The following is a 22,428-nucleotide window of genomic DNA, read 5'->3' as shown; positions in this document are numbered from 1 at the left end:
CATGCATCCCACTTACCACCCTTCCTGGGAACCGGTGTTGGCGCCGGTAGTAGAAAGCCAATGGCCACAGATTTCTCACGCTCTTGAGGGACAGGACTATTTGCCCCCGGCGGAGGACGTCTGCCGTGCGTTGCAGATGCCGCTGGACGAGGTCCGAGTGCTCATCGTGGGCCAAGACCCTTATCCCACCCCAGGACACGCTATGGGCATGGCCTTTTCCACCCGCCCAGGTGTGAAACCGCCGCGTTCCTTGGTCAATATTTACCGCGAACTGCACGATGATCTGGGTATCAACGGCCGAGAGGATGGTGACCTGAGCGCCTGGGCGGACCAGGGAGTGCTGCTGCTTAACAGAGTGCTTACCGTAGCCCCAGGCCAAGCCGGTTCGCACCGCCGCATCGGTTGGGAAGAGATCACAGAGGCTGCCATTCGCGCGCTCAACCGCAGCCCCATGGTAGCGATTCTCTGGGGCCGGGATGCGCAAGCGTGTGAGCGCTTTCTTCCCGACGTCCCCTGTATCAAGTCCCCACACCCCTCACCGCTTTCTGCCAGCCGCGGCTTCTTTGGTTCTCAGCCCTTTTCCCGGGCAAACGCCCTTTTGCGGGACCAAGGCGCACAGGAAATAGATTGGCGCTTGTAAACTATTGCGCATGTCCTACCCCAGCACGCTGGATTCCCACGGAATGCGCAATTGGGCCACCCGCGCCGTGGGGGAATTAGCCCATCGCCGCGATGAGATCAACGCGCTCAATGTCTTTCCCGTACCGGATTCCGATACGGGCTCGAATATGGCGCACACTATGGAGGCAGCGGTAGCGGAGCTCGACAATGGTGGCGATGTCGCCGATTCACTCGCGCTCGGGGCGGTGCGTGGTGCCCGCGGGAACTCGGGAATGGTGCTGTCTCAGGTTCTGCGCGGCATTGCCGAGTCAACTGTGGACTCAGTTATCGACGGTGCTGTCTTTGCCCGCTCCCTGCAGCATGCCGTGGAGCTGGTGGACCAGGCTATCGCCGAGCCGGTGGAAGGCACAGTTATTACGGTCTTGAAGGCAGCAGCCGAGGCTGCCGACGACGCTGCAGCGCAATCAGGCGCAACCTTGCACAGTATTGTCAGCGCCGCAATCGCTGCCGCGGAAACGGCCCTCGAGCGCACTCCTTCGCAATTGCCAGCCCTGCGCGAGGCAGGAGTGGTGGATGCTGGCGGCGCTGGTCTCGTTATCCTCTTAGAGTCTCTGCTCGCAGAAATCGAAGGATCCACCGGGCACACAGGCCTGCCCGAAACGGAGCCGGAAACTGAACTGGAAGTGGTCTTTTTCTTCGAGGGAGATTTAGACACGCTGCAGGTAGCAATTGAACCGTTGGGAGACAGCCTCGTTATCGCTCGGGCCACCGAGGACAGCGCTAATGTACATATCCACTCCTGGCGGGCAGGCAGGGTCATTGAAACCGCCTTTGGTATAGGAAAGGTATCCAACCTGCACCTTGAGGTGTTGCCTGCTCACACCGAATCTGCCTCCGAAGCACCGATCGCTCGCCGGGTAATTGCTGCCGCACCGGCCGGGCCTATCAGCGATCTTCTGGCATCTGCGGGGGTGAGCGTTGTGTCACCGGATGATCCCATTGCGGCGGAAGAGGAGGACATCGTCCTTGCTACCGGTTTGAGTTCGGAGACCAGCGCCGGGCGAGTAGTGCCCGCGCAGTCTTTGGCTGCAGCTCTGGCTGCGATTTCCGTCTATGAACCGGATAACCCAGATACTGGTGCCGTCGTTGCTGCCATGCGTGATGCTGCCAAGTCCATGCGAGTGGCTTACCCAAGCCAGGAAACCCCGCAGTCAATCATTACCACCTGCCGCGATCTCTTAGCAGAAGGCGGTGAGCAGGTCACAGTCTTAAGCGCCCTTGACCTGGACCAGGAGGACCTAGCTCAACAGCTTCGCGTGGACGTTATGGCACTGAAAGTACCGGATATCGCAACCGAAATCGGAGTGGAATAGCAATGCTCGGCTGGCAGGACAACCGCCCTTTGACAGAGGTGCTTGCGGCGAAGGACGCCGCGAAGATTACCAAAGCGCTGGGGTATGAGACCTGCGGCGAGCTCTTAGCTCACTATCCCCGAGACTATATCCGCCACAACAAGGACGTCGGCCTAGGAGACGCTGCGGAGGGCGATATCGTCACGGTTACCGGAACCATTACCGGATTCACCCGCCATGACTCGGGCAAGACCACCATCATCAATGTGCAGCTCGATGGCAGCATCGTTGCGACTTTTTTCAATGCCAATTACGTGATGCGGATGTTGCACCGCGGACAGCGCGTCATGATGAGCGGCAAGCTTAAGTTCTTTCGCAACCAGCCGCAGTTGCAGCAGCCGGACTTTGTAGAGATCGATGCGTTTGGCCGCCCCGATGGCGAACTGGATGATTACCGCCAGCCAGCGGCCGAATCCGGCAAGAAGCAACGCCCAAAAGCCACCGGCTCGCTGCGGAACCTGTCGCAGTTTGGCAGGCTCGACCAGCTCCTCTTGGAACGTGAATGGATACCGGTGTACCCGGCCACGTCCAAGGTGACCTCGTGGTACATCATGGGCGCCATCCACTACGTCCTATCTAAGACTCCGCCGATTGCGGAACCGCTGGATTATCAGATGATCATCAGCCTCGATAAGGCAGTGCGGGAAATCCACGAGCCCGGGAAAGCGGGCCCGTACCGTGCGATTCAGCGGCTAAAATACAACGAGGCGCTGTCCATAGGTTTGGTGATGGCATTGCGCCAGCGAGATGCCGAAGCCCGGACCGCTTCTACCATGCCGGCCACCCTAGGCGGCTATCGCGAAGAATTGCTGAGCCATCTGCCCTTTGATCTGACCGAAGGGCAGCGTCGCGTCATTAGCGAGATCGAAGACGATCTGGCTCGTCCGCTGCCCATGATGAGGTTGCTGCAAGGCGAGGTTGGCTCAGGCAAAACCATGGTGGCTACCTGCGCTATGCTGCAGGCTGTCGACGCAGGAACGCAGGCCGCACTGCTGGCGCCGACGGAAGTACTCGCCTCCCAACACGCTGCCTCCATTGGGACCTCGGTTCCCGAAGGCGTCAAGGTCGTACTCCTGACCGGCTCCATGCGAACGGCGGACAAGCGGCAGGCTTTATTGGATATTGTCTCCGGTGACGCGGACATCATCATTGGAACCCATGCGATTATCCAAGACACCGTGGAGTTCTTTAACCTTGGATTGGTTGTCGTAGATGAGCAACACCGGTTCGGTGTAGAGCAGCGCGATAGCCTGCGGTTAAAGGCACGTGAAGGCCTCAGCCCCCACGTGCTGGTGATGACAGCAACACCGATTCCGCGCACCATTGCGATGACCGTCTTTGGTGACCTCGCCGTATCAACGCTGACAGAGCTGCCCGGTGGTCGCAAACCTATTCAGTCAGCAGTGGTGGCCGAGTGGCGGCCGACCTGGGTGCTTCGCGCACTCGAGCGGATACGCGAGGAGGTTGCCCACGGCCATCAGGCCTATATCGTCTGCCCGCGCATTGAAGGCAAAGGCGGAGTGCTAGAGCTTGCACAGCAGCTAGAAAACGGTCCCTTCAAGGGACTGCGGGTAGCCATCTTGCATGGAAAGATGCCCAACAAAGACGAGGTAATGACGTCATTTGCCAGGGGAGAGATCGATATCTTGGTCTCTACCACGGTCATCGAGGTGGGCGTAGATGTTCCCAATGCCACGGTGATGCTTATCCGCGAGTCCGAGCATTTCGGCGTTTCCCAGTTGCACCAGTTGCGCGGGCGCGTGGGACGAGGCGGCAATGCCTCCATCTGCCTTTTGCACACCACGGCAGCCGATAACACTCCGTCTTTCCGCCGCATCAATCAAATTGCCCAAACCTCCTCTGGTTTTGAGCTAGCCGAGCTTGACTTGCGCCAGCGCCAGGAGGGAGACATTTTGGGCACCATGCAGTCCGGAACGCACCGCACATTGCGGCTACTGAACTTGGCGGATGACCAAGACATTGTGGAGCGCACCCACACGGATGCGCGTGCCATGGTGATGCGCAATCCCGAGTTGGCTGAGGAACTCACGCGCAATTTGAGCGAAAGCGAACAGGAATACTTGGAGAAGAACTAAGACGGGTTAACCTAGAAGCATGAAAATTTACGCCCCCTTCGCGGGCATCGTCCGCTGCCATGTGAATGTGGGAGACACTGTTGATACCGGAGTCCCGCTTGCGACTGTCGAAGCCACGAAGCTCGAGGCTCCCGTAGAAAGCCCGGGACCAGGAAAGGTCCACCGTATTGTGGTCTCTGACTTTAGTGATGTGGTGGGCGGAGACCTTTTGATGGAGATTGGAGAAGCATAAATGACGCGCATTATTGCCGGCGAAGCCCGCGGCCGCACCATTAAAGTGCCCGCAGAAGGAACTCGGCCTACCGCAGATCGCGCCCGCGAAGGGCTGTTTTCATCCCTCACTGCACGGTGGGGCTTTGCTGGATCTTCGGTGCTCGACCTTTTTGCCGGCTCTGGTGCCCTAGGCCTAGAGGCGGCGAGCCGAGGGGCAGAGGAAGCAGTACTGGTGGAATCTTCGGCCGATGCGGTAAAGATCATCCGGCATAACATGGGCGTCGTCAAGCATCCCGGCGTTCGAGTACAAGAGATGAAGGTAGGCACCTACCTGGCCAGTGCCCCGCGCAAGCACTTCGATCTGGTGCTGGCGGACCCGCCCTATGCCTTTGATGAGGTGGATGAACTCATTGCTGCCATCGAACCGGTGCTTACTGACCGCGCAATGGTAGTAATTGAGCGCCACGTTGATTCCGCGGATACTGTGTGGCCTGCCGGGTTTGAGCCCACCGGCCAAAAGCTTAAGAAGCGCACCTTTGGCATCGCACGCATGGATATGGCGGTTTATACCCGTCCCGGCAGCGAAGACGCCGAAAGCTAAACCCCTGAAAAGAAAGCGAAAGTAGCATGACTAAGGCCGTCTGCCCTGGATCCTTCGACCCCGTCACCTTAGGTCACGTCGATATCATCAATCGCGCTAACCAGATGTTTGATGAGGTCACCGTGTTGGTAACCGGTAATCCCGACAAGCCCTCAGGACTCTTTAGCGTGGAGGAGCGTATGGAACTTATCCGCCAGAGCGTGGATTCTTCCATCAAAGTGGATTATTGTTCCGGGCTGTTGGTGGATTACACCACGAAGCATGGGGCAGACGTCCTAGTGAAGGGACTGCGTAGCTCACTGGATTATGAATATGAGCTGCCCATGGCGCAGATGAACCGGCGCCTTTCCGGTATCGATACTGTCTTCCTACTCACGGACGAGAAGTACGGCTATATCAGCTCTTCGCTGTGTAAGCAGGTAGCCAAGTTTGGCGGCGACGTGACGGGGATGTTCCCCGAGCCTGTAGGTCGTGCCGTAAAGGAGAAATACCGTCAGTGAGCCTCGCGCTGATTATTTTCCTCGTCGTTGTCGTTGGTTCGACTCTGCAACGGGTATCCGGAATGGGGCTCGGTCTCATCGGCGGTCCCATCCTCATGCTCATTATGGGGCCGGTCGAAGGTATCCTGGTGATCAACGTTCTGGCCTGCATAAATGCGATTCTGACCACCTATTCCGTGCGTGAAAATGTGAGCTGGAAAAAGTTCGGCCTGATCGCCCCAGTTATGGTGATTGGCTCCTTGGCCGCGGCGCTGCTCATTAGGCGCATGGACACGGCAGGGCTCATGATCGTGGTGGGCGCTGCGCTTCTGGCTGCATTAGCCGTAGTGACATTTGGAAAGAAGTTTGTCCCGCCGATGGAGGGCAAAGGCCCTGCCATCTCCGCGGGTATTCTCGGCGGCTTTACCAATACCTTGGCGGGCGTGGCCGGCCCGGTTATTACCGTCTACGCCCAGGCGGCAAAGTGGCCCCAACATGTCTACGCAGCTACGCTGCAGCCGATTTTTGTCGTAGGCGGATTCTTTTCCGTGATGACCAAGACGCTAACTGGTGCGGCCCACTTTGATGGTCTGCCTTGGGTGATGTGGCCCGCCGGAGTCTTAGGTATGTTCGTCGGCATTTGGGCCGGCACCCGCATTGCTCGGCGTGTTCCACGAGAAAAGGCCCGCGTGCTCTCGCTCAGCGTTGCCGGGTTGGGCGCGGCCAGCGCACTGATTCGGGGCATTTTGACGCTTTCGTAGGCGAGTGAGCCACGGCAAAGCCCGCCGGTCCTCTTCGCGGAAGACGGGCGGGCTGAAGGTACTCTTTGGAGTGTAGTGGGGGTTATAGCAACGAAGCCAAAAAGTCCTTGGTGCGTGGCTGTTGCGGGTTATCCAGCACCTCAGCAGGGCTGCCGGACTCAATGACCACGCCGCCATCCATGAAGAAGACCTTATCGGCTACCTCGCGCGCAAAACCCATCTCATGGGTGACTACGAGCATGGTCATGCCTTCGGCCGCGAGGTCCTTCATAACGCGCAGCACTTCGCCGACGAGCTCTGGATCGAGGGCGGACGTAGGTTCGTCGAAAAGCATAAGCTTAGGATCCATAGCCACCGCACGAGCGATGGCCACGCGCTGCTGCTGGCCGCCGGAGAGCTGTACCGGGTAGTTATTGGCCTTGGAAGCAAGTCCAACGTCCTCCAACAGCTCCATAGCGCGGGCGCGGGCGGTCTCTTCCGGAATCTTTTTCACCTGCACCGGTGCCTCAATGATGTTCTCAATCACCGTGCGGTGGGGGAAAAGGTTAAAAGACTGAAAGACCATGCCGATATCGGAGCGCTGTTCTGCGGCTTCCTTCTCGCTGATCTCATACAGGGTGCCGTTCTTTTCGCGGTAGCCAATCAGCTCGCCGTCGACGTAGAGTCGGCCCGCCGTCGCCTTATCAAGGTGGTTAACGCAGCGCAGAAAGGTGGACTTGCCGGAGCCCGAGGGGCCTAGTAGGCAGGCCACTTCGCCGGGCTGGACCTCAAGGTCAATGCCTTTGAGGACCTCGAGTTGTCCGAAGGACTTATGGACGTTCTGGGCGGAAATCATGGGAGTAGCCATTAGTTTTTAGCCTCCGAAATCACGGATACGTTGCGGGGAATAGTGCCTTCAGCGTCTGCCAGCGCAGCAAGTTGGCGGCCAGTAAGTTCGCGGGTCGCACCGCGCTCAAAGCGGCGCTCCAGGAAGTACTGACCCACCATCAGCAGGGACGTAACTACGAGGTACCAGGACGCTGCGACCAGCAACAGCGGGATGGGCTGGAAGAGGGCGGCGGAAATATCCGTGGAACGGCCGAAGATTTCCTCGGTATAAGGAATGGCCACCACGAGGGAAGAGGTCTTGAGCAGAGAAATGAACTCATTGCCTGTGGGCGGAATGATAATGCGCATGGCCTGCGGAAGGACGGTGCGGCGCATGGTCATCCACCAGGACATGCCCAGTGCCTTGGAAGCTTCCTTCTGGCCCTCGGGAACGGAGGTGATACCGGAGCGCACGATCTCGGCCATATAGGCAGCTTCATTAAGGCCCAGTCCCATCACCGCAAGGAAGAAGGCGTTGGTGAGGATCGTCTGCAAAGACACCTCGGTAAAGCCCAAGTTGATGGATTGGTAGATGGCGGAGAGCAGTCCCCAGAACACCAGCTGCACATAGATCGGCGTGCCGCGGAAGACCCAGAGGAATATCCAGGAAACGCTGCGCAGCACCGGGTTCGGGGACATGCGCATAACCGCAAGGATGGCACCACCCACAACGCCGATGATCATTGACAAAATGGTGATGGCAATGGTGTGCAGGGAGGCAAGCGCAATGCGCTTATCAAAGAGATACTGGAAGTAGGTGTCCCAGCCAAAAGCCTCGTTGCGGGCGGAGGCGATGATGAACCACACGCCGAGCACGATAAGCAGGCCGGCGAATACCCAGCGCCACGGGTGGCGTAGAGGCCGCGCTTCGATTTTGGCGGGCTTTTCCTTAGGCTCTGCCGTAGCTGGCGTCGCCGCATTTTCATTAACCATTGATCGGCCTTTCATTAATCATTGCCTGGTCTATTAAGCCATCCTCGATGCCCCAGCGGGACAAAATTTCTGCATACTCACCGGTTTCGATGAGGTGTTGCAGTGCCGCGGCAGAGGCCTTGCCCAAATCGGAATCCTTGGGTACGGCAAAGCCATAGGGCGATGCTTGGAACATATCGCCTACCTGCCGCATCTTTCCCTCGGAGCGATTGACAGCCCACGCCGTTACTGGGGAGTCTGCGGACAGGGCATCTGCGCGTCCCATAAGGACCGCCAGCGCGGCGTTGTCACCGGTGTCATAAGACAAGACAGTGAGATCGCCGTTGCACGCATCCTTCTTGGGGCGCACATCGTCGGTTTCAGATACCGTGGTGCGCTGCACCGCAACGGTCAAGCCGCAAGGATTATCCGGGTCAACCTTCTTAGGTCCATCTACTCGCTCGGCCCACTGGATGCCGGCGTAGAGGTGATCTACAAAGTCGAATTCATTGCGGCGCTCGGGATTATCCGTGAACCCGGATGCGCCCATATCAATCTGGCCCGATTGCACGGCGGGCAAGATCATGGAGAAGTCCTGTTCCATGGGCTGGAAATCGAGTCCCAAGACACCGGCAACGGCGCGAGCAAGATCGAGTTCAACGCCCTGGAGCGCCCCGTGGGAATCCTTAAGCTGAAATGGGGCATAGGGCGGGTTAGTACCGGCAGTGAGGACGCCATCGTTGTCGTCATACATGGCGGCAATTTCCGGCACCATTGCGGAATGGGGTTCTTCCCAGCCGTCCGGAGTGGAATCTTCCTCGTTGGTGACGCAGGCGCCCAGGCTCAGCGTGGGGACGAGGACCGCGGCGATAGTTGCGCGGCGAGAAAACGAGCGCGGCATTATTTTTGCGCCGTCCTTTCATCTATAGCGCGGGCCTTCTTCATATCTACGAAGATGAAGGCGGAGACGATGAGTGCACCGAGGATGAACATGCCGATGATGATGCCGCTAGAGGCATCTTGGTCAGCTCCCCAGGGCCACAGTGCGCGCAGAGAACCGAGCATGAAACCTGCCATAGTCATCAGCGTAGGGGCGCGGTGGTGATCCAGCAGGAAGTTCAATACCTTGATAAACGCCGCAAGACCACACAGGGCACCCAGCGCGAAAACGGCGATAGTGCCTAGGTCACGATCTGAAACGGCACCAATGATGGGCTGGTAGAGGCCCATGGTCAGCAGGATGAGCGAGCCGGAGATGCCAGGCAGGATGAGTGCGCATACCGCGATGGCGGCGGCGAAGAAGACCACAATAAGGCTGGGGTTCTCGTGCGGTTCGGAGGTGAATCCGGTGATAAAGAAGATGGCAATCGTGGCAACGACGAACGCGATGATGGACGAGGGGCGTAGCCTCTCCTGCTTAGAAAGCATGGATAGCGGTACAAAAATGGACACGGCAACCATGCCCAAAAAGAGCGCTCCGGAAGCCGATACGTGATTATCTACGAAGTTAGAAAGCACGGTGGACATTCCGAAGACGGCGATGAACATGCCGATCGCTACGGAGATGAGGAAGCTCCATTCCACCTTCTTGAAGCGGCCGGAGATGAGATTGTTGGCGTTGTGGACTGCGCGTTCATAAATGCCCACGATGAGCGCCACGGTGCCACCGGAGATGCCGGGTACGAGCTCGGCCATGCCGATGAGGGCGCCGCGGATAGCGTTCAAAATGTACTGCATAAAATAAAAATCTACCTGGGAGGGGGCTGGTGCGGAGGGCGACTGGCCTAGCAAGGCAGCAGAAAAGTGCCGAAGTGGGAGGCTAGGCGAACCACTGTGAATCGTAATGCATATCTTTCATTAGAGGGCGGTGATCTACCTGCCGCGCTAGGGGAGGGTCTTCTCCCTAACCGTAGAGGTAAAACCGCATTCATGAATATTCTGTCAGTTTAATGCACCCCAATGCAACTATGCAGTTTGGGGCAGGTTATACGGAATCTCACACGAGAAGATGTCTCTTCCAGAGGCAACCATAAGTTTCCCATTATTCAGTCTCCTGTTTACGCGGGCTTCAACTAGCTGAAAGCTTCACGTCCTAGAATCCCTTGCGTATTCCCGCCATCTTCCCTGAGCAAGCATTCCTTTCCATTCTTAAAGGACTCTCTATGAAAAATCGTTTCGTCCTGCCTGCGCTAACTGCAACCGCGGTGGTGGGAAACCTCATTGTTGTACCGGCCGCAAGCGCTGCGGAGGTTGGGGCCGAGGGGGCGTCGCCAAGCGAGGGCTCTCGTTTCAGCATCGGCGTCTTACCGGATACCCAGTTCTATTCGCGCTATTCCACCCCGGAGACGGGCAACTTGGCCCAAGCTCGCTACGGAAGCGAACCCTACTTGGCCCAAACTCAATGGTTGGTAGACCACCAAGACGAGCTGAACATGGACTTCGTCACCCACTTAGGCGATGTCGTCGACCAGTGGAACGTGGAGGGCGAATGGCAGGTAGCCGATAAGGCCATGCAGGTCCTCGACGACTCGGATCTGAACTACTCCATCCTGCCCGGCAATCACGACATGGACGTCGAGGGGGCGGCGGCCCACCCGTATGACAAGTGGTTTAGCGCCGATCGCGCCAAGGCCGCAAACCCGGAGACCTTCCAAGAGCGCTACACTGCGGTCAATAATGACTCCGAGGCTCACATCTTTGAGGCTGAGGGTCAGAAGTACCTCAACCTTGCGCTGGGCTGGCGCGCCGATGAAAAAGCCATTGAGTGGGCGCAAGGCATCATCGATAAGCACCCCAACCTCCCCGTCATCGTCACGACGCACGAAGCCCTCAATATCGATGGCGAGGGCAACGTTTTCTATTCCGATGACTATGGCAAGGGCCTATGGGATAAGTTCATCAAGCGCAACGACCAGATCTTCCTGGTGATGGGCGGCCACCACCACGGTGCGGGCTACCGCGTGGACAAAAACGATGCCGGCCATGACGTCGTTTCCATCTTGCAGGACTATCAAATGGCCTATCAGGGTGGCAATGGATTGCTAGGCGTGCTCGAGTTCGACCTTTCCGGCAAGCAGCTGGAGATGACCGCGCTCTCTCCGTGGGTGGCGCAGAAGCCGCACGAGGAGCTGACGCAGTTCGACAAGCTCACCCTGGATGGTAAGGGCGATAGCTACGCCATTCCGTTCGACTTTGAGCAGCGTTTTTCCTCCTTTTCCCCGGATTTCACCGTGGGTGAGGGCCACCAGCCGGACCTGGCGCAGCGTGCGCGCGACATCGCCGCGGAAGGCTATAGGCCCTATACCATCGCGGAGGATGAGCTGCCCAAGGGCGCGGATGACTTTGCCAAGAATGATCGCACGGTATTCCACTGGCGCCCGGGCCAGGCCCAGGACAAGGACGGGCATGCGCTTGCCGACGGCGCCCCTGCCGGCCGTGGCACCACCATCCCCGATATTGCCAGCGATTCCGGCAGCGACCTGCATCGTTCTGGCGCCATGCTAGGTGATCGGGTGACCTATAGCTCCGATCACCACCCGCTGTCCTCTGATGCCGGATCCCTCTTCTGGTCCGACCCTGCCGGCAAGGTAGGCAATGCCGAGTTCCGCACCGATAAGGGCGCGGCAGCCAATAGCGTCGATACCACCAAGGGGTATACCTTCGAATCCTTCGTCAAGATTCCTAAAGACTTCAATGGTGCCCAGCATGGCTGGGGAAGTGCGCTTAGCCGCGACTCTGCCATCAACAAGCTGGTGGACGGCTCCGAAGACACGGATCCCACCGTCATGTTTGGTATCTCCAATCTCCGCGAGCTGCGCTGGTGGGCGGAGCCGAAGCAGGGAAGCGGTTCTACAGTATGGTCCCACGAGGTGCCCAAGGACGAGTGGATGCACATCGCCGTGGTCAATGATCCGGAGCGCGATAGCGTGGAGATGTTCATCAACGGCGCGCCTATCTTACGCAACGCGGTAGGCGCCGAAGGCCTTCTCCCGCGCGACCTGCAGTGGGTCATGGGCGGTGGCTTTGATAATCAGCGCCCGCAGGACCCCTGGTACGGCTGGCTTGGTGAAACCCGACTGACCCAAGGAGTTCTGGGCAAGGAGGAATGGCTTACCGCCCGTGCGCATGATTCCGGCAAGCCGGCCGATACCACGCAACCTGCCACGGGGAGCTCCGCATCGAGCAGCGGCGCGAGCTCCAAGCCCGCCATCTTCGGAGCAATCCTCGGCATCGCAGGCGTGGCCGGACTCATTGGTCTAGCATTACCGCAGCTGAAGGCTTCCATCCCGCAGATCAACGCAGCGCTACGCAAGTACCACCTGCCAACGCTGCCTGAACTGGGCTAAAGCAAAGACCTCGGTTTCCTGACTTAGTGGAAACCGAGGTCTTATCTCGTTGTGCCCCTGGTGAGACTCGAACTCACACTGGACGGGTTTTGAATCCGTTGCCTCTGCCAATTGGGCTACAGGGGCGCACAGTGTAAAGGCGGATTGCCTTTGACTGTGAAAATAGTAGCGCAGGCACTAGGCGAATTCCTAATTGGGTAGGGGCAGTGGGGGAATGCCCACGTCATCCACAATATCTACACCGGGGTGTTCGGATGTCGGGGGGCTTCTCTAGGATGGGGCAGGTGACTACTAATCAGCCTCGACTTCTGCTCATTGACGGCCACTCTATGGCCTTTCGTGCCTTCTATGCCCTGCCGGTGGATAATTTCTCCACCTCAGGAGGTCAGCACACTAATGCCGTGTATGGCTTCTTATCGATGCTCTCTAATATCGTGGCGGAAGAGACCCCCGACGCCATTGCGGTGGCATTCGACGTGGGGCGCAAGACCTTCCGCACTGAGATGTTCCCGGACTATAAGGCCCAGCGCGAGGCTGCGCCGGAGGAATTCAAGGGTCAGGTAGACCTCATTCGCGAGGTGCTCGAGGTACTGGGAATTACCACCCTCTCTCGGGAGAACTTCGAGGCCGATGACATTCTGGCTACCCTTGCTACCGAGGCGCAGGACTATGAGACCCTCATCGTTACCGGTGACCGTGACTACCTGCAGTTGGTTAATGAGTCTACGACGGTGCTCTATCCGATGAAGGGCGTATCCACGCTCCACCGCTTTACCCCTTCCGCGGTAGAAGAGAAGTACGGTCTCACCCCCGCGCAATACCCGGACTTTGCCGCGCTGCGTGGCGATCCTTCTGATAATTTGCCGGGCATCCCAAAGGTGGGCGAGAAGACGGCCACCAAGTGGATAGTCAAGTATGGAGACTTGGCATCCTTGGTAGAGCACGCCGAGGAAATTAAGGGCGTGGTGGGCAATAACTTCCGCGAGCGCATCGAGCAGGTGCAGATGAACCGGAAACTCACCCAGATGATCACGGACATGGACCTAGAGGTCGGTCCAGATGACTTGGCCTTTAAGGAAGCCAAGGTCGCCGACGTTGCCGCCAAGTTCGATGACCTAGAGTTCGGTACCAACCTGCGCGATCGTGTACTCGCCGCCATTCCCAATGATGGTGCTGAGGCAGCGCAGCAAGCTGAGGAAGTCCAAGAGCTAGAAACAGTCATCGACGATGAGCCATTGTCTCAGTGGCTGCCTGGCCGTAAGCACGTTGCAGTTTATGTCCAAGGCGAGGGAAACCCGGGGCAGGGTGATGCTTCGGCGATTGCTTTCGTGGACCAAGAACGCCACGGCCTGCAAGTGGAGCTGGGCGATCTTACTGCCGAGGACGATAAGGCCCTTGCACAGTGGTTGGCCTCCGATGCGCCGAAGTATTTCCACGAAGCGAAGGCCGCTTTCCATATGCTTGCCGGCCGCGGTATTGAGCTTGCCGGCATCGCTCATGACACGGCCCTTGCTGCCTACCTGCTTCGCCCTGGTCAGCGCACTTATGCGCTTGCCGACGTCTACCAGCGCCACCTCCAAAAGACCCTCGGCGCCGCCACGGAGCAGCTGTCCCTTTTGGATAATTCCTCTCTAGTGGACCAGGCCGCGGCAATTATGGAGCTGGCAGAACGGCTCACTGCGGAGCTGCAGGAGATTGACTCTTTCGAGCTCTATACCGACCTCGAGCTGCCGCTGGTAACCATTCTGGCGCGCATGGAGGCTACCGGAATCGCCGTGGACGTTGACATTCTCGAAACGCAAAAGGATGCCTTTGTAGAGCAGGTTGCAGAACAAGAGCGCGCCGCCCGCGAGCTTGCAGGCGATGACAAGCTCAACCTTAACTCGCCGAAGCAGCTGCAAACCGTACTCTTTGAGACCTTTGAGCTGCCCAAGACCAAGAAGACGAAGACGGGCTATTCCACCGCGGCCAAGGAGATTGAACAGCTTGCGGCCAAGAACCCCCATCCCTTCCTGGATCACCTCTTGGCACACCGCGAGTACCAGAAGATGAAGACGACATTGGAAGGGCTTATCAAAACTGTCCAGCCCGACGGCCGCATTCACACCACGTTTAACCAAACCGTGGCCTCTACCGGCCGCTTGTCATCCACCGAACCCAACCTGCAAAACATTCCTGTGCGTACGGAGGCCGGCCGCCAGATCCGTTCTGCCTTCATTGTGGGCAATGGCTTCGATGAACTCATGACCGCGGACTACTCGCAGATTGAAATGCGTGTCATGGCGCACCTCTCCGCTGACCCGGGCCTCATCGAGGCCTACAAGGAAGGCGAAGACCTGCACAACTATGTTGGTTCTCGAGTCTTTGACGTTCCCGTTGACCAAGTGACAGCCGAGCTGCGCCGCCGGGTTAAGGCCATGTCTTATGGGTTGGTATACGGACTTTCTGCTTTCGGCCTATCCCAGCAATTGGGCATTCCGGCAGGGGAGGCAAAGTCCATTATGGAAAGCTACTTTGAGCGCTTTGGCGGCGTGAAGAAGTACCTCGATGAAGTCGTGGTCCAAGCCCGCAAGGATGGCTACACGGCAACGCTCTTTGGCCGTCGCCGCTACTTGCCAGAGCTCAACTCCGATAACCGCCTAGCACGCGAGAACGCGGAGCGCGCAGCACTTAATGCGCCGATTCAGGGCACTGCCGCTGACATTATTAAGGTGGCGATGATTCGCGTGGACCGCGCACTGCAAGGGATGAATTCTCGCGTGCTGCTGCAGGTGCATGATGAATTGGTAGTTGAAGTCGCCCCCGGTGAGGCCGACACGGTTCGAGAGATTCTCGAGCGTGAGATGGACTCTGCCATCGAGCTGAACGTGCCGCTAGAGGTTTCCGCCGGTGCTGGCAAGGATTGGGATGCCGCAGCCCACTAGCTCGGTTACTTTCTCCCGCCGGGAAAAAGCGCGCTTGAGGCTCGCCTCTCAGGGCCTAACCCTGAAGCGGTGGGAGAGTGCTGAGGAGGCGGCCCGCGCCTTCAGCGTCATGCAAGGCCAAGACCTGCATTCGGTGCGCCGGTCACTGGCTTTGCGGACAAAAGACCATTCGGATGCTGGAAACATTGTGCGTGGGTATCCCATGCGCAATACTCTCTTCGCGGCTTCCATCAAGGACATAGGCTGGATAACTGAACTCTGCGCCAAGGAGTGCAAGGGTGATGCCGAGCTGCGGCCGGAGGTAAACAGACTCATCGAGCGGCCGCTTTCGCGCGCAGAACTCAAAGAGCGGGCTTCCGCGGCGTTGCCCGATGTTCCTTTCTGGCATGTTGTGCGTGTAGCAATGGAAGGCGGTCACGCCGTCTATTCCGGAGCCGATCAGCTCATCACACCGGTGGATCTGCCGGGGCTAGAGGAGACCTTCAATGGTGATACAGTAGCGGCGACCGCGGAGCTGATGACCCGGTACTTCCGCACTCACGGTCCCGCCACGTTGCACGACTTTTCTTGGTGGACAAAGCTCCCACAAAGACTGATCCGGCCCGCTGCCGAGAACCTCCCGCCGGACATCATGCGCTGCGGCGAAGATTCCCAGGATCTTGTGTCGGCTGAGATAGTGGAAGTGACCGAAGCACGAAAGAGGCAATCGGTATTGCTGTTGGGAGCATTTGACGAGTACATCTTGGGTTATAAAGACCGTCTTTTTGCGATGACTAAGGAAGTCCACGAGGTACTTGTTCCTGGAAACCGCGGGGTATTTCGCCGCGCCATCGTGGTGGATGGACAGGTCCGTGGAACGTGGAATAAGCAAACCATCGAGGATTTGGGCATGCCCGGGTATGCCCAACAGAAGGTAAAGAGAATGTGGCGGGATGCGAACTAAGTTTTTAGGTAGCGTTTTCTGTGCGGAAAAAATTATGAGTGTTCGTCTAGAAACTAAGAAGGGAATAACCCCGCAGTGTCGTTAGACAAGAAGACGAGTAAGTGGACCCTCCGTGTCTTTGAAAGCCTTTGGGCCATTCAGGTAAACTTTCTAGCCATCGATATTGCTGAGCTCGGGCTTGAACGGTTTCTTGCAGAACATAAGGCCTATGCCATCGGGTACGGAATTATTGCGGTGTCGTATGTTGTGGCCGCCATGACCGTCGCCCGCGTGGCGCCCAACCCGAAGGTCAGAAGACTAACGGCCGCCGCGGTGATGGTGGTAGCTACGGCACTAGCATTCCTCTTCCCATCTTCCTGGATGTTCGCTGTCCTGGTAGTCCTTGCGCTCCTGTATTACTTGGTGCCGCGAAAAGAAGGCGTGTCCATCTGAGCTCGGCGCTCGACTAGGCAATTGGCCAGCATGTCAAAAGGGGTTTGGCCGAAGGCGGGGACGCAGACGCTCAAAACGCCTAGTAGTAGCGGCATGATGAACGGCAATCCTGTCAGCGTGAGCAGGGAGAGTAGCAGCCAGGAATTGCGGAGGCAGGCTGCGCGCCATCCGGGGTGGGTAGCGAGGATCTCCAGCTTGAGTGACCATTTTCCCAGCGAAGTTGTCTTCGTGGCCTCGGCCCATACGCGGTAGGCGTAGAAGACTAGGGCGAGGGCCACAGCGTTGTAAATTTCCAGGGCGTGGCCGGTTAAGGGGGCGTCGGCAAGCGCATTAATGGCCCAGCGCGCCACAACGATGACGGCCGCTGCCAGGAAGGCGTCGATCCACCATGCGAGGCCGCGGCGTAGGAGTAGGCCAATTCGATCCAGAAACATGCCCATAGGTTAGCGGCAATTTCGGCAGACGAAAATAATGGTGCCGGGAAAGATTTCGCCTCGCTTTGGCGACCATTGGCCCCAAGTGGTGGTGAGATCTTTAGGCCATTCGGGCTCGATAATGTCCTCGATTAGGAAAGGGCCTTCGCCCTGTAATGCCTGAAACCAATCCGCGATAGTGCGATGAAATTCCGCATAGGTCAGGTTGCCATCGCGGTCTTGCTCCAGATAGGCGCGATCGAAATAGCTGATATCGGCCGTCAGATCGGTGGGATCATCAGGGAATATCCAGCGCATGGGGTGGTTGACCGAGAGTACGAACCGACCGCCAGGTTTGAGGACACGGGAGACTTCACTTAGGGCTAAATCAAGGTTGGCAAGAAAAGGGAAGGCGCCGAACGCCGAGAAGGCTGCGTCGAAAGAGCCCGTCGCGTAGGGCAGTGAGAGTGCATCGGCCTGGGTTAAGGGGAGCCCGGGTCCAGCGTGGTTGAGCATGCCGCGGGAGATATCGAAGCCGGTGGCGAAGTGCGCGCGTGTCTGGAGCCATTCGGTACACGGGGCGGAGCCGCAGCCAATTTCGAGTACGGAGGAAGCCGAGACGTCGCCTAGCAAGTGTGCTTGGTCTTCGTGGAGCATTTCTGGGCACCAGTAAAAGGAAGAAAGGTAGTCGGGGTGCTCGGCGTGGTAATTGGCGGCGTCGCTATCCCAGTAGGCCTGGTTTGCGTGCGAGGGGGAAGTCACGGTGGGAGAAATTCCTTTGCGAAATAGTTGGTCCGTGTATTTGCCCTTTTAGCTGGACAGATGTAGTGTTGGACGGGCGTGTCTATGCCACGGGTTGTTCTAAGTCCCTGTAGGAAGGCTTTAAGCAATCACGAGGCGGGATCGAATATTCCTCTTTTTAGCTGCATTTGCGCAGCTTAACAAGCTTTTTTCGAGAGACGCGCAGTTGTCCAATTTCGATTTCCTACATTTATTCGGAGCATTTTTTCAATATGCCATCTTCTAACACCCCGCAGGTTGCGATTAACGATATCGGAACCGCAGAGGACTTCCTCGCAGCTGTAGACGCCACCATCAAGTACTTCAACGATGGTGACATTGTCGAGGGTACCGTCGTCAAGGTTGACCACGACGAGGTACTGCTGGACATCGGATACAAAACCGAAGGCGTTATCCCTTCCCGCGAGCTGTCCATCAAGCACGACGTCAACCCGGACGAGGTTGTTGAGGTCGGCGATGAGGTTGACGCACTTGTTCTCACCAAGGAGGACAAGGAAGGTCGCCTGATCCTGTCCAAGAAGCGTGCACAGTACGAGCGCGCATGGGGCGCCATCGAGGAGCTGCAGGCCAAGGAAGAGCCTGTTACCGGTACCGTTATCGAGGTTGTCAAGGGCGGCCTCATCCTGGATATCGGCCTGCGTGGCTTCCTGCCTGCATCCCTCGTTGAGATGCGTCGCGTCCGTGACCTGGAGCCGTACATCGGCCAGGAGCTGGAAGCAAAGATCATCGAGCTGGACAAGCAGCGCAACAACGTTGTCCTGTCCCGCCGTGCATACCTCGAGCAGACCCAGTCCGAGGTTCGCTCCGAGTTCCTGCACCAGCTGCAGAAGGGCCAGGTCCGCAAGGGCGTTGTTTCCTCCATCGTCAACTTCGGCGCCTTCGTCGATCTCGGCGGTGTCGACGGCCTGGTTCACGTTTCCGAGCTGTCCTGGAAGCACATCGACCACCCATCCGAGGTTGTCACCGTTGGTGACGAGGTAACCGTTGAGGTTCTGGACGTTGATCTGGACCGCGAGCGCGTTTCCCTGTCCCTGAAGGCTACCCAGGAAGATCCGTGGCGCGTATTCGCCCGCACCCACGCTGTGGGCCAGATCGTTCCGGGCAAGGTCACCAAGCTCGTTCCGTTCGGCGCCTTCGTTCGCGTCGAGGAGGGCATCGAGGGCCTGGTTCACATCTCCGAGCTGGCTCAGCGCCACGTCGAGGTTCCGGACCAGGTTGTCACCGTTGGCCAGGAAGTTATGGTCAAGGTCATCGACATCGACCTCGAGCGTCGTCGTATCTCCCTGTCCGTTAAGCAGGCAGACGAGGACTACACCGAAGAGTTCGATCCGTCCAAGTACGGCATGGCTGACTCCTACGACGAGCAGGGCAACTACGTCTTCCCTGAGGGCTTCGACCCTGAGACCAACGAGTGGAAGGAAGGCTTCGACGAGCAGCGTCAGGCTTGGGAGGCACGCTACGCAGAGTCCGAGCGTCGCTTCAACTTGCACACCGCTCAGATCGAGCGCAACCGCGCCGCAGCCGCTGAGGCTGCTGAGTCTGCAGAGTCCTCCAACTACTCCTCTGATTCCTCCGATGCAGCTCCGGCATCCGAGACTCAGGCAGAGGTTGGCGGCTCCCTGGCTTCCGACGAGCAGCTCGCCGCACTGCGCGACAAGCTCGCTGGCAACTAAAGCTTCCGCTTAGTTTCCGCTAAGCCTGAAGGCTTGGCTCACGGCCGCGCCCACTTCATCACCTAGATGGGGTGGGCGCGGCTTTTGTGATCTTTTAGACAGTTTGTGCAATCGTTTGCCGGGATGTTCGTCGCCTTTAGGTGGTTGACCAGCGGACAAGCAGTGACAAGTGGAAAAACTCCCTGGCAAGTCCACAAAACGGGCTTTTGTTCATGTGGGAATCCTCTTATACTCAAACCTGACGTTATAGCCAGTGCAGTACTGGTTATAAGTGGTATTTGAACTGAGGAGTAAGAAGTGGCATCTATCAAGGACACTTCCACCCACATCATTGAAAGTATCGGCGGCGCCGACAACATCACGTCGCTGACGCACTGCGCTACGCGCCTGCGCTTTCAACTGGCCGATGCGGGGAAAGTTGACCAAGAAAAGCTCGATAGCGAACCAGCGGTGCTTGGAACCGTGCCCCAGGGCGCTCACGGCTACCAAGTAGTCATGGGCGGCGGCGTTGCTGACTACTACAACGAGATCATCAAGCAGCCCGGTGTGCATGCTTCCGGCGACAAAGAAGCGTCCTCCAAGAAGGAGTATGACGGTGTTCGCGGTAAGTATGACTGGGTAGATTACTGCTTCGAGTTTCTTTCTGATACTTTCCGCCCCGTCCTGTGGGCATTGCTCGGCGCCTCGCTCATCATCATGCTGCTCATCCTGGCGGACACGGCACACATCCAGGATTTCCGTGCACCGCTGGAGGAGCAGCCGGAAGGCTTCCGCTTGGCTCACGCCATGTACCAGTCGGTCTTTTACTTCCTGCCGGTAATGGTCGGTGCCACCGCGGCCCAAAAACTAGGTGCGAATATGTGGGTCTCCGCGGCTATTCCCGCAGCACTTTTGACCCCCGAATTTATGTCGCTGGGTGAGCAAGGCGATACCGTCAACGTGTTTGGCCTGCCGCTGGTCATCAACTCCTATGGCTCCCAGGTATTCCCGCCCATTTTGGCCGCAATCGGCCTGTACTGGGTGGAAAAGGGGCTAAAGAAGATCATCCCGAGCGCAGTTCATATGGTCTTCGTGCCGTTCTTCTCCTTGCTCATCATGATTCCGGCAACAGCCTTCCTGCTCGGCCCGTTCGGCATTGGCGTAGGCAATGGCATTTCCTGGGTCCTTTACCAAATCAATGATTTCTCGCCGTTCATCCTGGCTATCGTCATTCCGCTGCTGTACCCGTTCCTCGTTCCGATGGGCCTGCACTGGCCGCTGAATGTCATCATGATTCAGAACATCGCAACCTACGGCTACGACTTCATCCAGGGGCCGATGGGCGCATGGAATTTCGCCTGCTTCGGCGTCGTGGGCGCGGTCATGGTTATCTCCTTCAGGGAGAAGAACAATGCCATGCGCCAGGTCTCTATTGGTGCCTTCGCCGCGGGCATGCTTGGTGGCGTGTCGGAGCCTTCCCTCTACGGCATCTTGTTGCGCTTCCGCCGTAGCTACTACCGGTTGCTGCCAGGTTGTGCGGTAGGCGGCGCAATCATCGGTCTCTTCGATGTCCGCGCTGAGGCCTTCGTCTTTACCTCTGCATTGACCACCGGCGCTATGACGCCGCAACTGGGCTACGCCCTTGGTATTACGGCTGCATTCCTTACCTCTTTCTTCCTGACCCTGTTCTTCGGCTACCGCACAGCAGAAGAAAAGCAGGCAGACTTGGAGCGCATCGCCCGCGAACAGGGCGAATCTGTGGATGACGTAGCTGCTCGTTCGGAGTTTAAGCCCGCCAAGGCCGACAAGGGAGAGTCCCCGAATGCGGGTGGCGCCGTTGCTGCCAGCGCTGCGGGCGCTGCTGCTACTGGTGTAGCCGCCAAGCAGGCCGGTAAGGACGACATCGTGTTGGATTCCCCTCTAGAGGGCGAGGCAGTGGACCTTTCAGAGGTTCCGGATCCTATCTTCGCAGGCGCGAAGCTGGGGCCTGGCATGGCAGTCCAGCCAACTGGCACTACCGTCTATGCGCCTGCCGACGGCAAGGTGCTCACCGTTCAAAAATCCGGCCATGCGGTAGGCCTTAGCCTCGACAATGGCGTGCAACTGCTCATCCACGTAGGCCTCGATACCGTGGAACTGGGCGGCGAAGGCTTCGAAGTTCATGTGGAAAAGAAGCAACGTATTGCCGCGGGCGATAAGTTGATTAGCTTTGACCCAGACTTCATCCGTTCCAAGGGCTATAACCTGATTACTCCGGTTGTGGTCACTAACGCCACCAAATTCGGCGCGGTCTCCGGTGAAGCCGGCCAGGTTACCCCGAGTGATGATTTGCTCCGCATTCCGCCGAAGCCGGAGGAAGCAGCGGAATAAAGAAACGCTGACACCTATAGCGACAGAGGAACCCCGCATCAATGAACTGCTCCCCATTAGTTGGACTGAGAAATCAGTTTCCGATTAGTGGGGAGTAGTTTTCATTGAGAGCCCGAAGTTTGGTGAGTGAGCATCAGCGGGAGCAGTTGGTTGAACTATTTGAGCAAGGCATAGGCTATCGTGCCGCTGCTACTGCTCTTGGTGTCTCCAAATACGCCGCCCGTATGCTCTATCGTCGGTTTAAACTGCATGGCAGACTATGTCTTGTGGAAAAACCGACTAAGCAGCAGTATTCGTTCGAAATCAAGAAGGAAGTTGTCCAACGCCACCTTTCTGGTGAGACAGCGATGAATCTTGCGCGCGAGTTTGGCCTGTCATCAGAGAAGCTGGTCAGCGGATGGTCGAGGAAATGGCGTAATGGTGGCGATGAGGCACTAAAACCGAAGCCGAAGGGCAGGCCCAAAGGCTCGGTCACGCCGAAGCCGCTCTCGGAGGAAGCGAAGCTGCGTCGCCAGATCGCGCGGTTGGAAGCGGAAAACGCATATCTAAAAAAATTGCGGGACTTGAGGAATCAGGGACACGCCT

19 protein-coding genes, 1 tRNA gene and 1 pseudogene are annotated in these 22,428 nt (G+C 57.9%); 14 read left to right on the top strand and 7 right to left on the bottom strand.

Annotated features, from left to right (window positions below):
* The first annotated feature begins 1 nt into the window (after position 1).
* Genes MHY22_RS11185 through MHY22_RS11155 form a run of 7 tightly spaced genes read left to right on the top strand, consistent with a single transcriptional unit; the run spans position 2 to position 6,183 of the window.
* Positions 2 to 640: a uracil-DNA glycosylase gene (locus MHY22_RS11185; protein WP_239279357.1), complete on the top strand. Its 639-nt coding sequence runs from the start codon at positions 2 to 4 to the stop codon at positions 638 to 640.
* Between the two features lie 10 nt (positions 641 to 650).
* Positions 651 to 1,994 carry a DAK2 domain-containing protein gene (locus MHY22_RS11180; protein ID WP_239279356.1) on the top strand — a complete coding sequence of 448 codons (1,344 nt, stop codon included), beginning with the start codon at positions 651 to 653 and terminating at the stop codon, positions 1,992 to 1,994.
* A 2-nt stretch (positions 1,995 to 1,996) separates the two neighbouring features.
* A complete protein-coding gene (locus MHY22_RS11175) occupies positions 1,997 to 4,129 on the top strand; it encodes an ATP-dependent DNA helicase RecG (protein WP_239279355.1) in 2,133 nt (710 codons plus the stop codon).
* 19 nt (positions 4,130 to 4,148) lie between these two features.
* Positions 4,149 to 4,361 carry a biotin/lipoyl-containing protein gene (locus tag MHY22_RS11170; protein ID WP_005327804.1) on the top strand — a complete coding sequence of 71 codons (213 nt, stop codon included), beginning with the start codon at positions 4,149 to 4,151 and terminating at the stop codon, positions 4,359 to 4,361.
* Positions 4,362 to 4,943 carry a 16S rRNA (guanine(966)-N(2))-methyltransferase RsmD gene (rsmD, locus tag MHY22_RS11165; protein WP_239279354.1) on the top strand — a complete coding sequence of 194 codons (582 nt, stop codon included), beginning with the start codon at positions 4,362 to 4,364 and terminating at the stop codon, positions 4,941 to 4,943.
* 26 nt (positions 4,944 to 4,969) lie between these two features.
* Positions 4,970 to 5,443, top strand: coding sequence for a pantetheine-phosphate adenylyltransferase (gene coaD, locus MHY22_RS11160; RefSeq protein ID WP_239279353.1), 474 nt, complete (start codon positions 4,970 to 4,972; stop codon positions 5,441 to 5,443).
* Positions 5,440 to 6,183, top strand: a complete 744-nt coding sequence (locus MHY22_RS11155) for a sulfite exporter TauE/SafE family protein (RefSeq protein ID WP_239279352.1) — start codon at positions 5,440 to 5,442, stop codon at positions 6,181 to 6,183. The genes coaD and MHY22_RS11155 overlap by 4 nt, the downstream gene beginning before the upstream one ends.
* Positions 6,184 to 6,265: 82 nt before the next feature.
* On the opposite strand, the gene MHY22_RS11150 is transcribed toward MHY22_RS11155, so the two are convergent.
* From MHY22_RS11150 to MHY22_RS11135, 4 genes are read right to left on the bottom strand one after another with little or no spacing between them, the layout of a single operon-like run.
* Positions 6,266 to 7,030, bottom strand: a complete 765-nt coding sequence (locus MHY22_RS11150) for an amino acid ABC transporter ATP-binding protein (RefSeq protein WP_005323289.1) — start codon at positions 7,028 to 7,030, stop codon at positions 6,266 to 6,268.
* Positions 7,030 to 7,983: an amino acid ABC transporter permease gene (locus MHY22_RS11145; protein ID WP_150851377.1), complete on the bottom strand. Its 954-nt coding sequence runs from the start codon at positions 7,981 to 7,983 to the stop codon at positions 7,030 to 7,032. Before MHY22_RS11145 ends, MHY22_RS11150 begins: the two co-directional genes overlap by 1 nt.
* Entirely contained in the window at positions 7,976 to 8,863 is an 888-nt protein-coding gene (locus MHY22_RS11140; protein ID WP_239279351.1) for an ABC transporter substrate-binding protein, read from the bottom strand. The genes MHY22_RS11145 and MHY22_RS11140 overlap by 8 nt, the downstream gene beginning before the upstream one ends.
* The gene (locus MHY22_RS11135; RefSeq protein ID WP_239279350.1) at positions 8,863 to 9,699 is read right to left on the bottom strand and encodes a DUF368 domain-containing protein; all 837 of its coding nucleotides are present in this window, start codon (positions 9,697 to 9,699) and stop codon (positions 8,863 to 8,865) included. The genes MHY22_RS11140 and MHY22_RS11135 overlap by 1 nt, the downstream gene beginning before the upstream one ends.
* Positions 9,700 to 10,124: 425 nt before the next feature.
* Here MHY22_RS11135 and MHY22_RS11130 point away from each other — a divergent pair, with 425 nt between their 5' ends.
* Positions 10,125 to 12,308, top strand: a complete 2,184-nt coding sequence (locus tag MHY22_RS11130) for a LamG-like jellyroll fold domain-containing protein (RefSeq protein WP_239279349.1) — start codon at positions 10,125 to 10,127, stop codon at positions 12,306 to 12,308.
* Between the two features lie 52 nt (positions 12,309 to 12,360).
* On the opposite strand, the gene MHY22_RS11125 is transcribed toward MHY22_RS11130, so the two are convergent.
* Positions 12,361 to 12,434 (bottom strand) — tRNA-Leu (locus MHY22_RS11125).
* A gap of 149 nt (positions 12,435 to 12,583) precedes the next feature.
* On the opposite strand from MHY22_RS11125, the gene polA reads away from it, so the two are divergent.
* The 3 genes from polA (at position 12,584) to MHY22_RS11110 (ending at position 16,607) form a co-directional block, all read left to right on the top strand.
* Positions 12,584 to 15,232, top strand: a complete 2,649-nt coding sequence (gene polA / locus MHY22_RS11120) for a DNA polymerase I (protein WP_239279348.1) — start codon at positions 12,584 to 12,586, stop codon at positions 15,230 to 15,232.
* Entirely contained in the window at positions 15,216 to 16,175 is a 960-nt protein-coding gene (locus tag MHY22_RS11115; protein WP_239279347.1) for a DNA glycosylase AlkZ-like family protein, read from the top strand. Before polA ends, MHY22_RS11115 begins: the two co-directional genes overlap by 17 nt.
* 75 nt (positions 16,176 to 16,250) lie before the next feature.
* Entirely contained in the window at positions 16,251 to 16,607 is a 357-nt protein-coding gene (locus tag MHY22_RS11110) for a hypothetical protein (RefSeq protein WP_239279346.1), read from the top strand.
* Here MHY22_RS11110 and MHY22_RS11105 read toward each other — a convergent pair.
* The gene (locus tag MHY22_RS11105; RefSeq protein ID WP_239279345.1) at positions 16,571 to 17,041 is read right to left on the bottom strand and encodes an RDD family protein; all 471 of its coding nucleotides are present in this window, start codon (positions 17,039 to 17,041) and stop codon (positions 16,571 to 16,573) included. The genes MHY22_RS11110 and MHY22_RS11105 overlap by 37 nt on opposite strands.
* A gap of 9 nt (positions 17,042 to 17,050) precedes the next feature.
* Positions 17,051 to 17,782, bottom strand: coding sequence for a class I SAM-dependent methyltransferase (locus tag MHY22_RS11100; RefSeq protein WP_239279344.1), 732 nt, complete (start codon positions 17,780 to 17,782; stop codon positions 17,051 to 17,053).
* A gap of 251 nt (positions 17,783 to 18,033) precedes the next feature.
* Between MHY22_RS11100 and rpsA the strand changes: the two genes are divergently transcribed.
* From rpsA to MHY22_RS11085, 3 genes and pseudogenes are all read left to right on the top strand, one after another.
* Entirely contained in the window at positions 18,034 to 19,494 is a 1,461-nt protein-coding gene (gene rpsA, locus MHY22_RS11095) for a 30S ribosomal protein S1 (RefSeq protein WP_023021654.1), read from the top strand.
* Positions 19,495 to 19,791: 297 nt separating this feature from the next.
* Positions 19,792 to 21,843, top strand: a complete 2,052-nt coding sequence (locus MHY22_RS11090) for a glucose PTS transporter subunit IIA (RefSeq protein ID WP_239279343.1) — start codon at positions 19,792 to 19,794, stop codon at positions 21,841 to 21,843.
* Positions 21,844 to 21,947: 104 nt separating this feature from the next.
* A pseudogene (locus tag MHY22_RS11085) lies at positions 21,948 to 22,428 on the top strand (transposase); the annotation flags it as partial.

The organism is Corynebacterium sp. ACRPO, from assembly GCF_022347205.1.
Lineage (GTDB): Bacteria > Actinomycetota > Actinomycetes > Mycobacteriales > Mycobacteriaceae > Corynebacterium.
The sequence above is the reverse complement of the archived record's forward strand: the minus strand, read 5'-3'. Positions and strand labels throughout refer to the sequence as shown.

Coding starts and splice junctions, on each gene's coding strand:
- MHY22_RS11175 (WP_239279355.1), top strand. CDS start 1,997: ATGCTCGGCTGGCAGGACAACCGCCCTTTGACAGAGGTGCTTGCGGCG.
- rpsA (WP_023021654.1), top strand. CDS start 18,034: ATGCCATCTTCTAACACCCCGCAGGTTGCGATTAACGATATCGGAACC.
- coaD (WP_239279353.1), top strand. CDS start 4,970: ATGACTAAGGCCGTCTGCCCTGGATCCTTCGACCCCGTCACCTTAGGT.
- MHY22_RS11105 (WP_239279345.1), bottom strand. CDS start 17,041: ATGTTTCTGGATCGAATTGGCCTACTCCTACGCCGCGGCCTCGCATGG.
- MHY22_RS11150 (WP_005323289.1), bottom strand. CDS start 7,030: ATGGCTACTCCCATGATTTCCGCCCAGAACGTCCATAAGTCCTTCGGA.
- MHY22_RS11170 (WP_005327804.1), top strand. CDS start 4,149: ATGAAAATTTACGCCCCCTTCGCGGGCATCGTCCGCTGCCATGTGAAT.
- MHY22_RS11185 (WP_239279357.1), top strand. CDS start 2: ATGCATCCCACTTACCACCCTTCCTGGGAACCGGTGTTGGCGCCGGTA.
- MHY22_RS11135 (WP_239279350.1), bottom strand. CDS start 9,699: ATGCAGTACATTTTGAACGCTATCCGCGGCGCCCTCATCGGCATGGCC.
- MHY22_RS11115 (WP_239279347.1), top strand. CDS start 15,216: ATGCCGCAGCCCACTAGCTCGGTTACTTTCTCCCGCCGGGAAAAAGCG.
- rsmD (WP_239279354.1), top strand. CDS start 4,362: ATGACGCGCATTATTGCCGGCGAAGCCCGCGGCCGCACCATTAAAGTG.
- polA (WP_239279348.1), top strand. CDS start 12,584: ATGGGGCAGGTGACTACTAATCAGCCTCGACTTCTGCTCATTGACGGC.
- MHY22_RS11140 (WP_239279351.1), bottom strand. CDS start 8,863: ATGCCGCGCTCGTTTTCTCGCCGCGCAACTATCGCCGCGGTCCTCGTC.
- MHY22_RS11145 (WP_150851377.1), bottom strand. CDS start 7,983: ATGGTTAATGAAAATGCGGCGACGCCAGCTACGGCAGAGCCTAAGGAA.
- MHY22_RS11130 (WP_239279349.1), top strand. CDS start 10,125: ATGAAAAATCGTTTCGTCCTGCCTGCGCTAACTGCAACCGCGGTGGTG.
- MHY22_RS11180 (WP_239279356.1), top strand. CDS start 651: ATGTCCTACCCCAGCACGCTGGATTCCCACGGAATGCGCAATTGGGCC.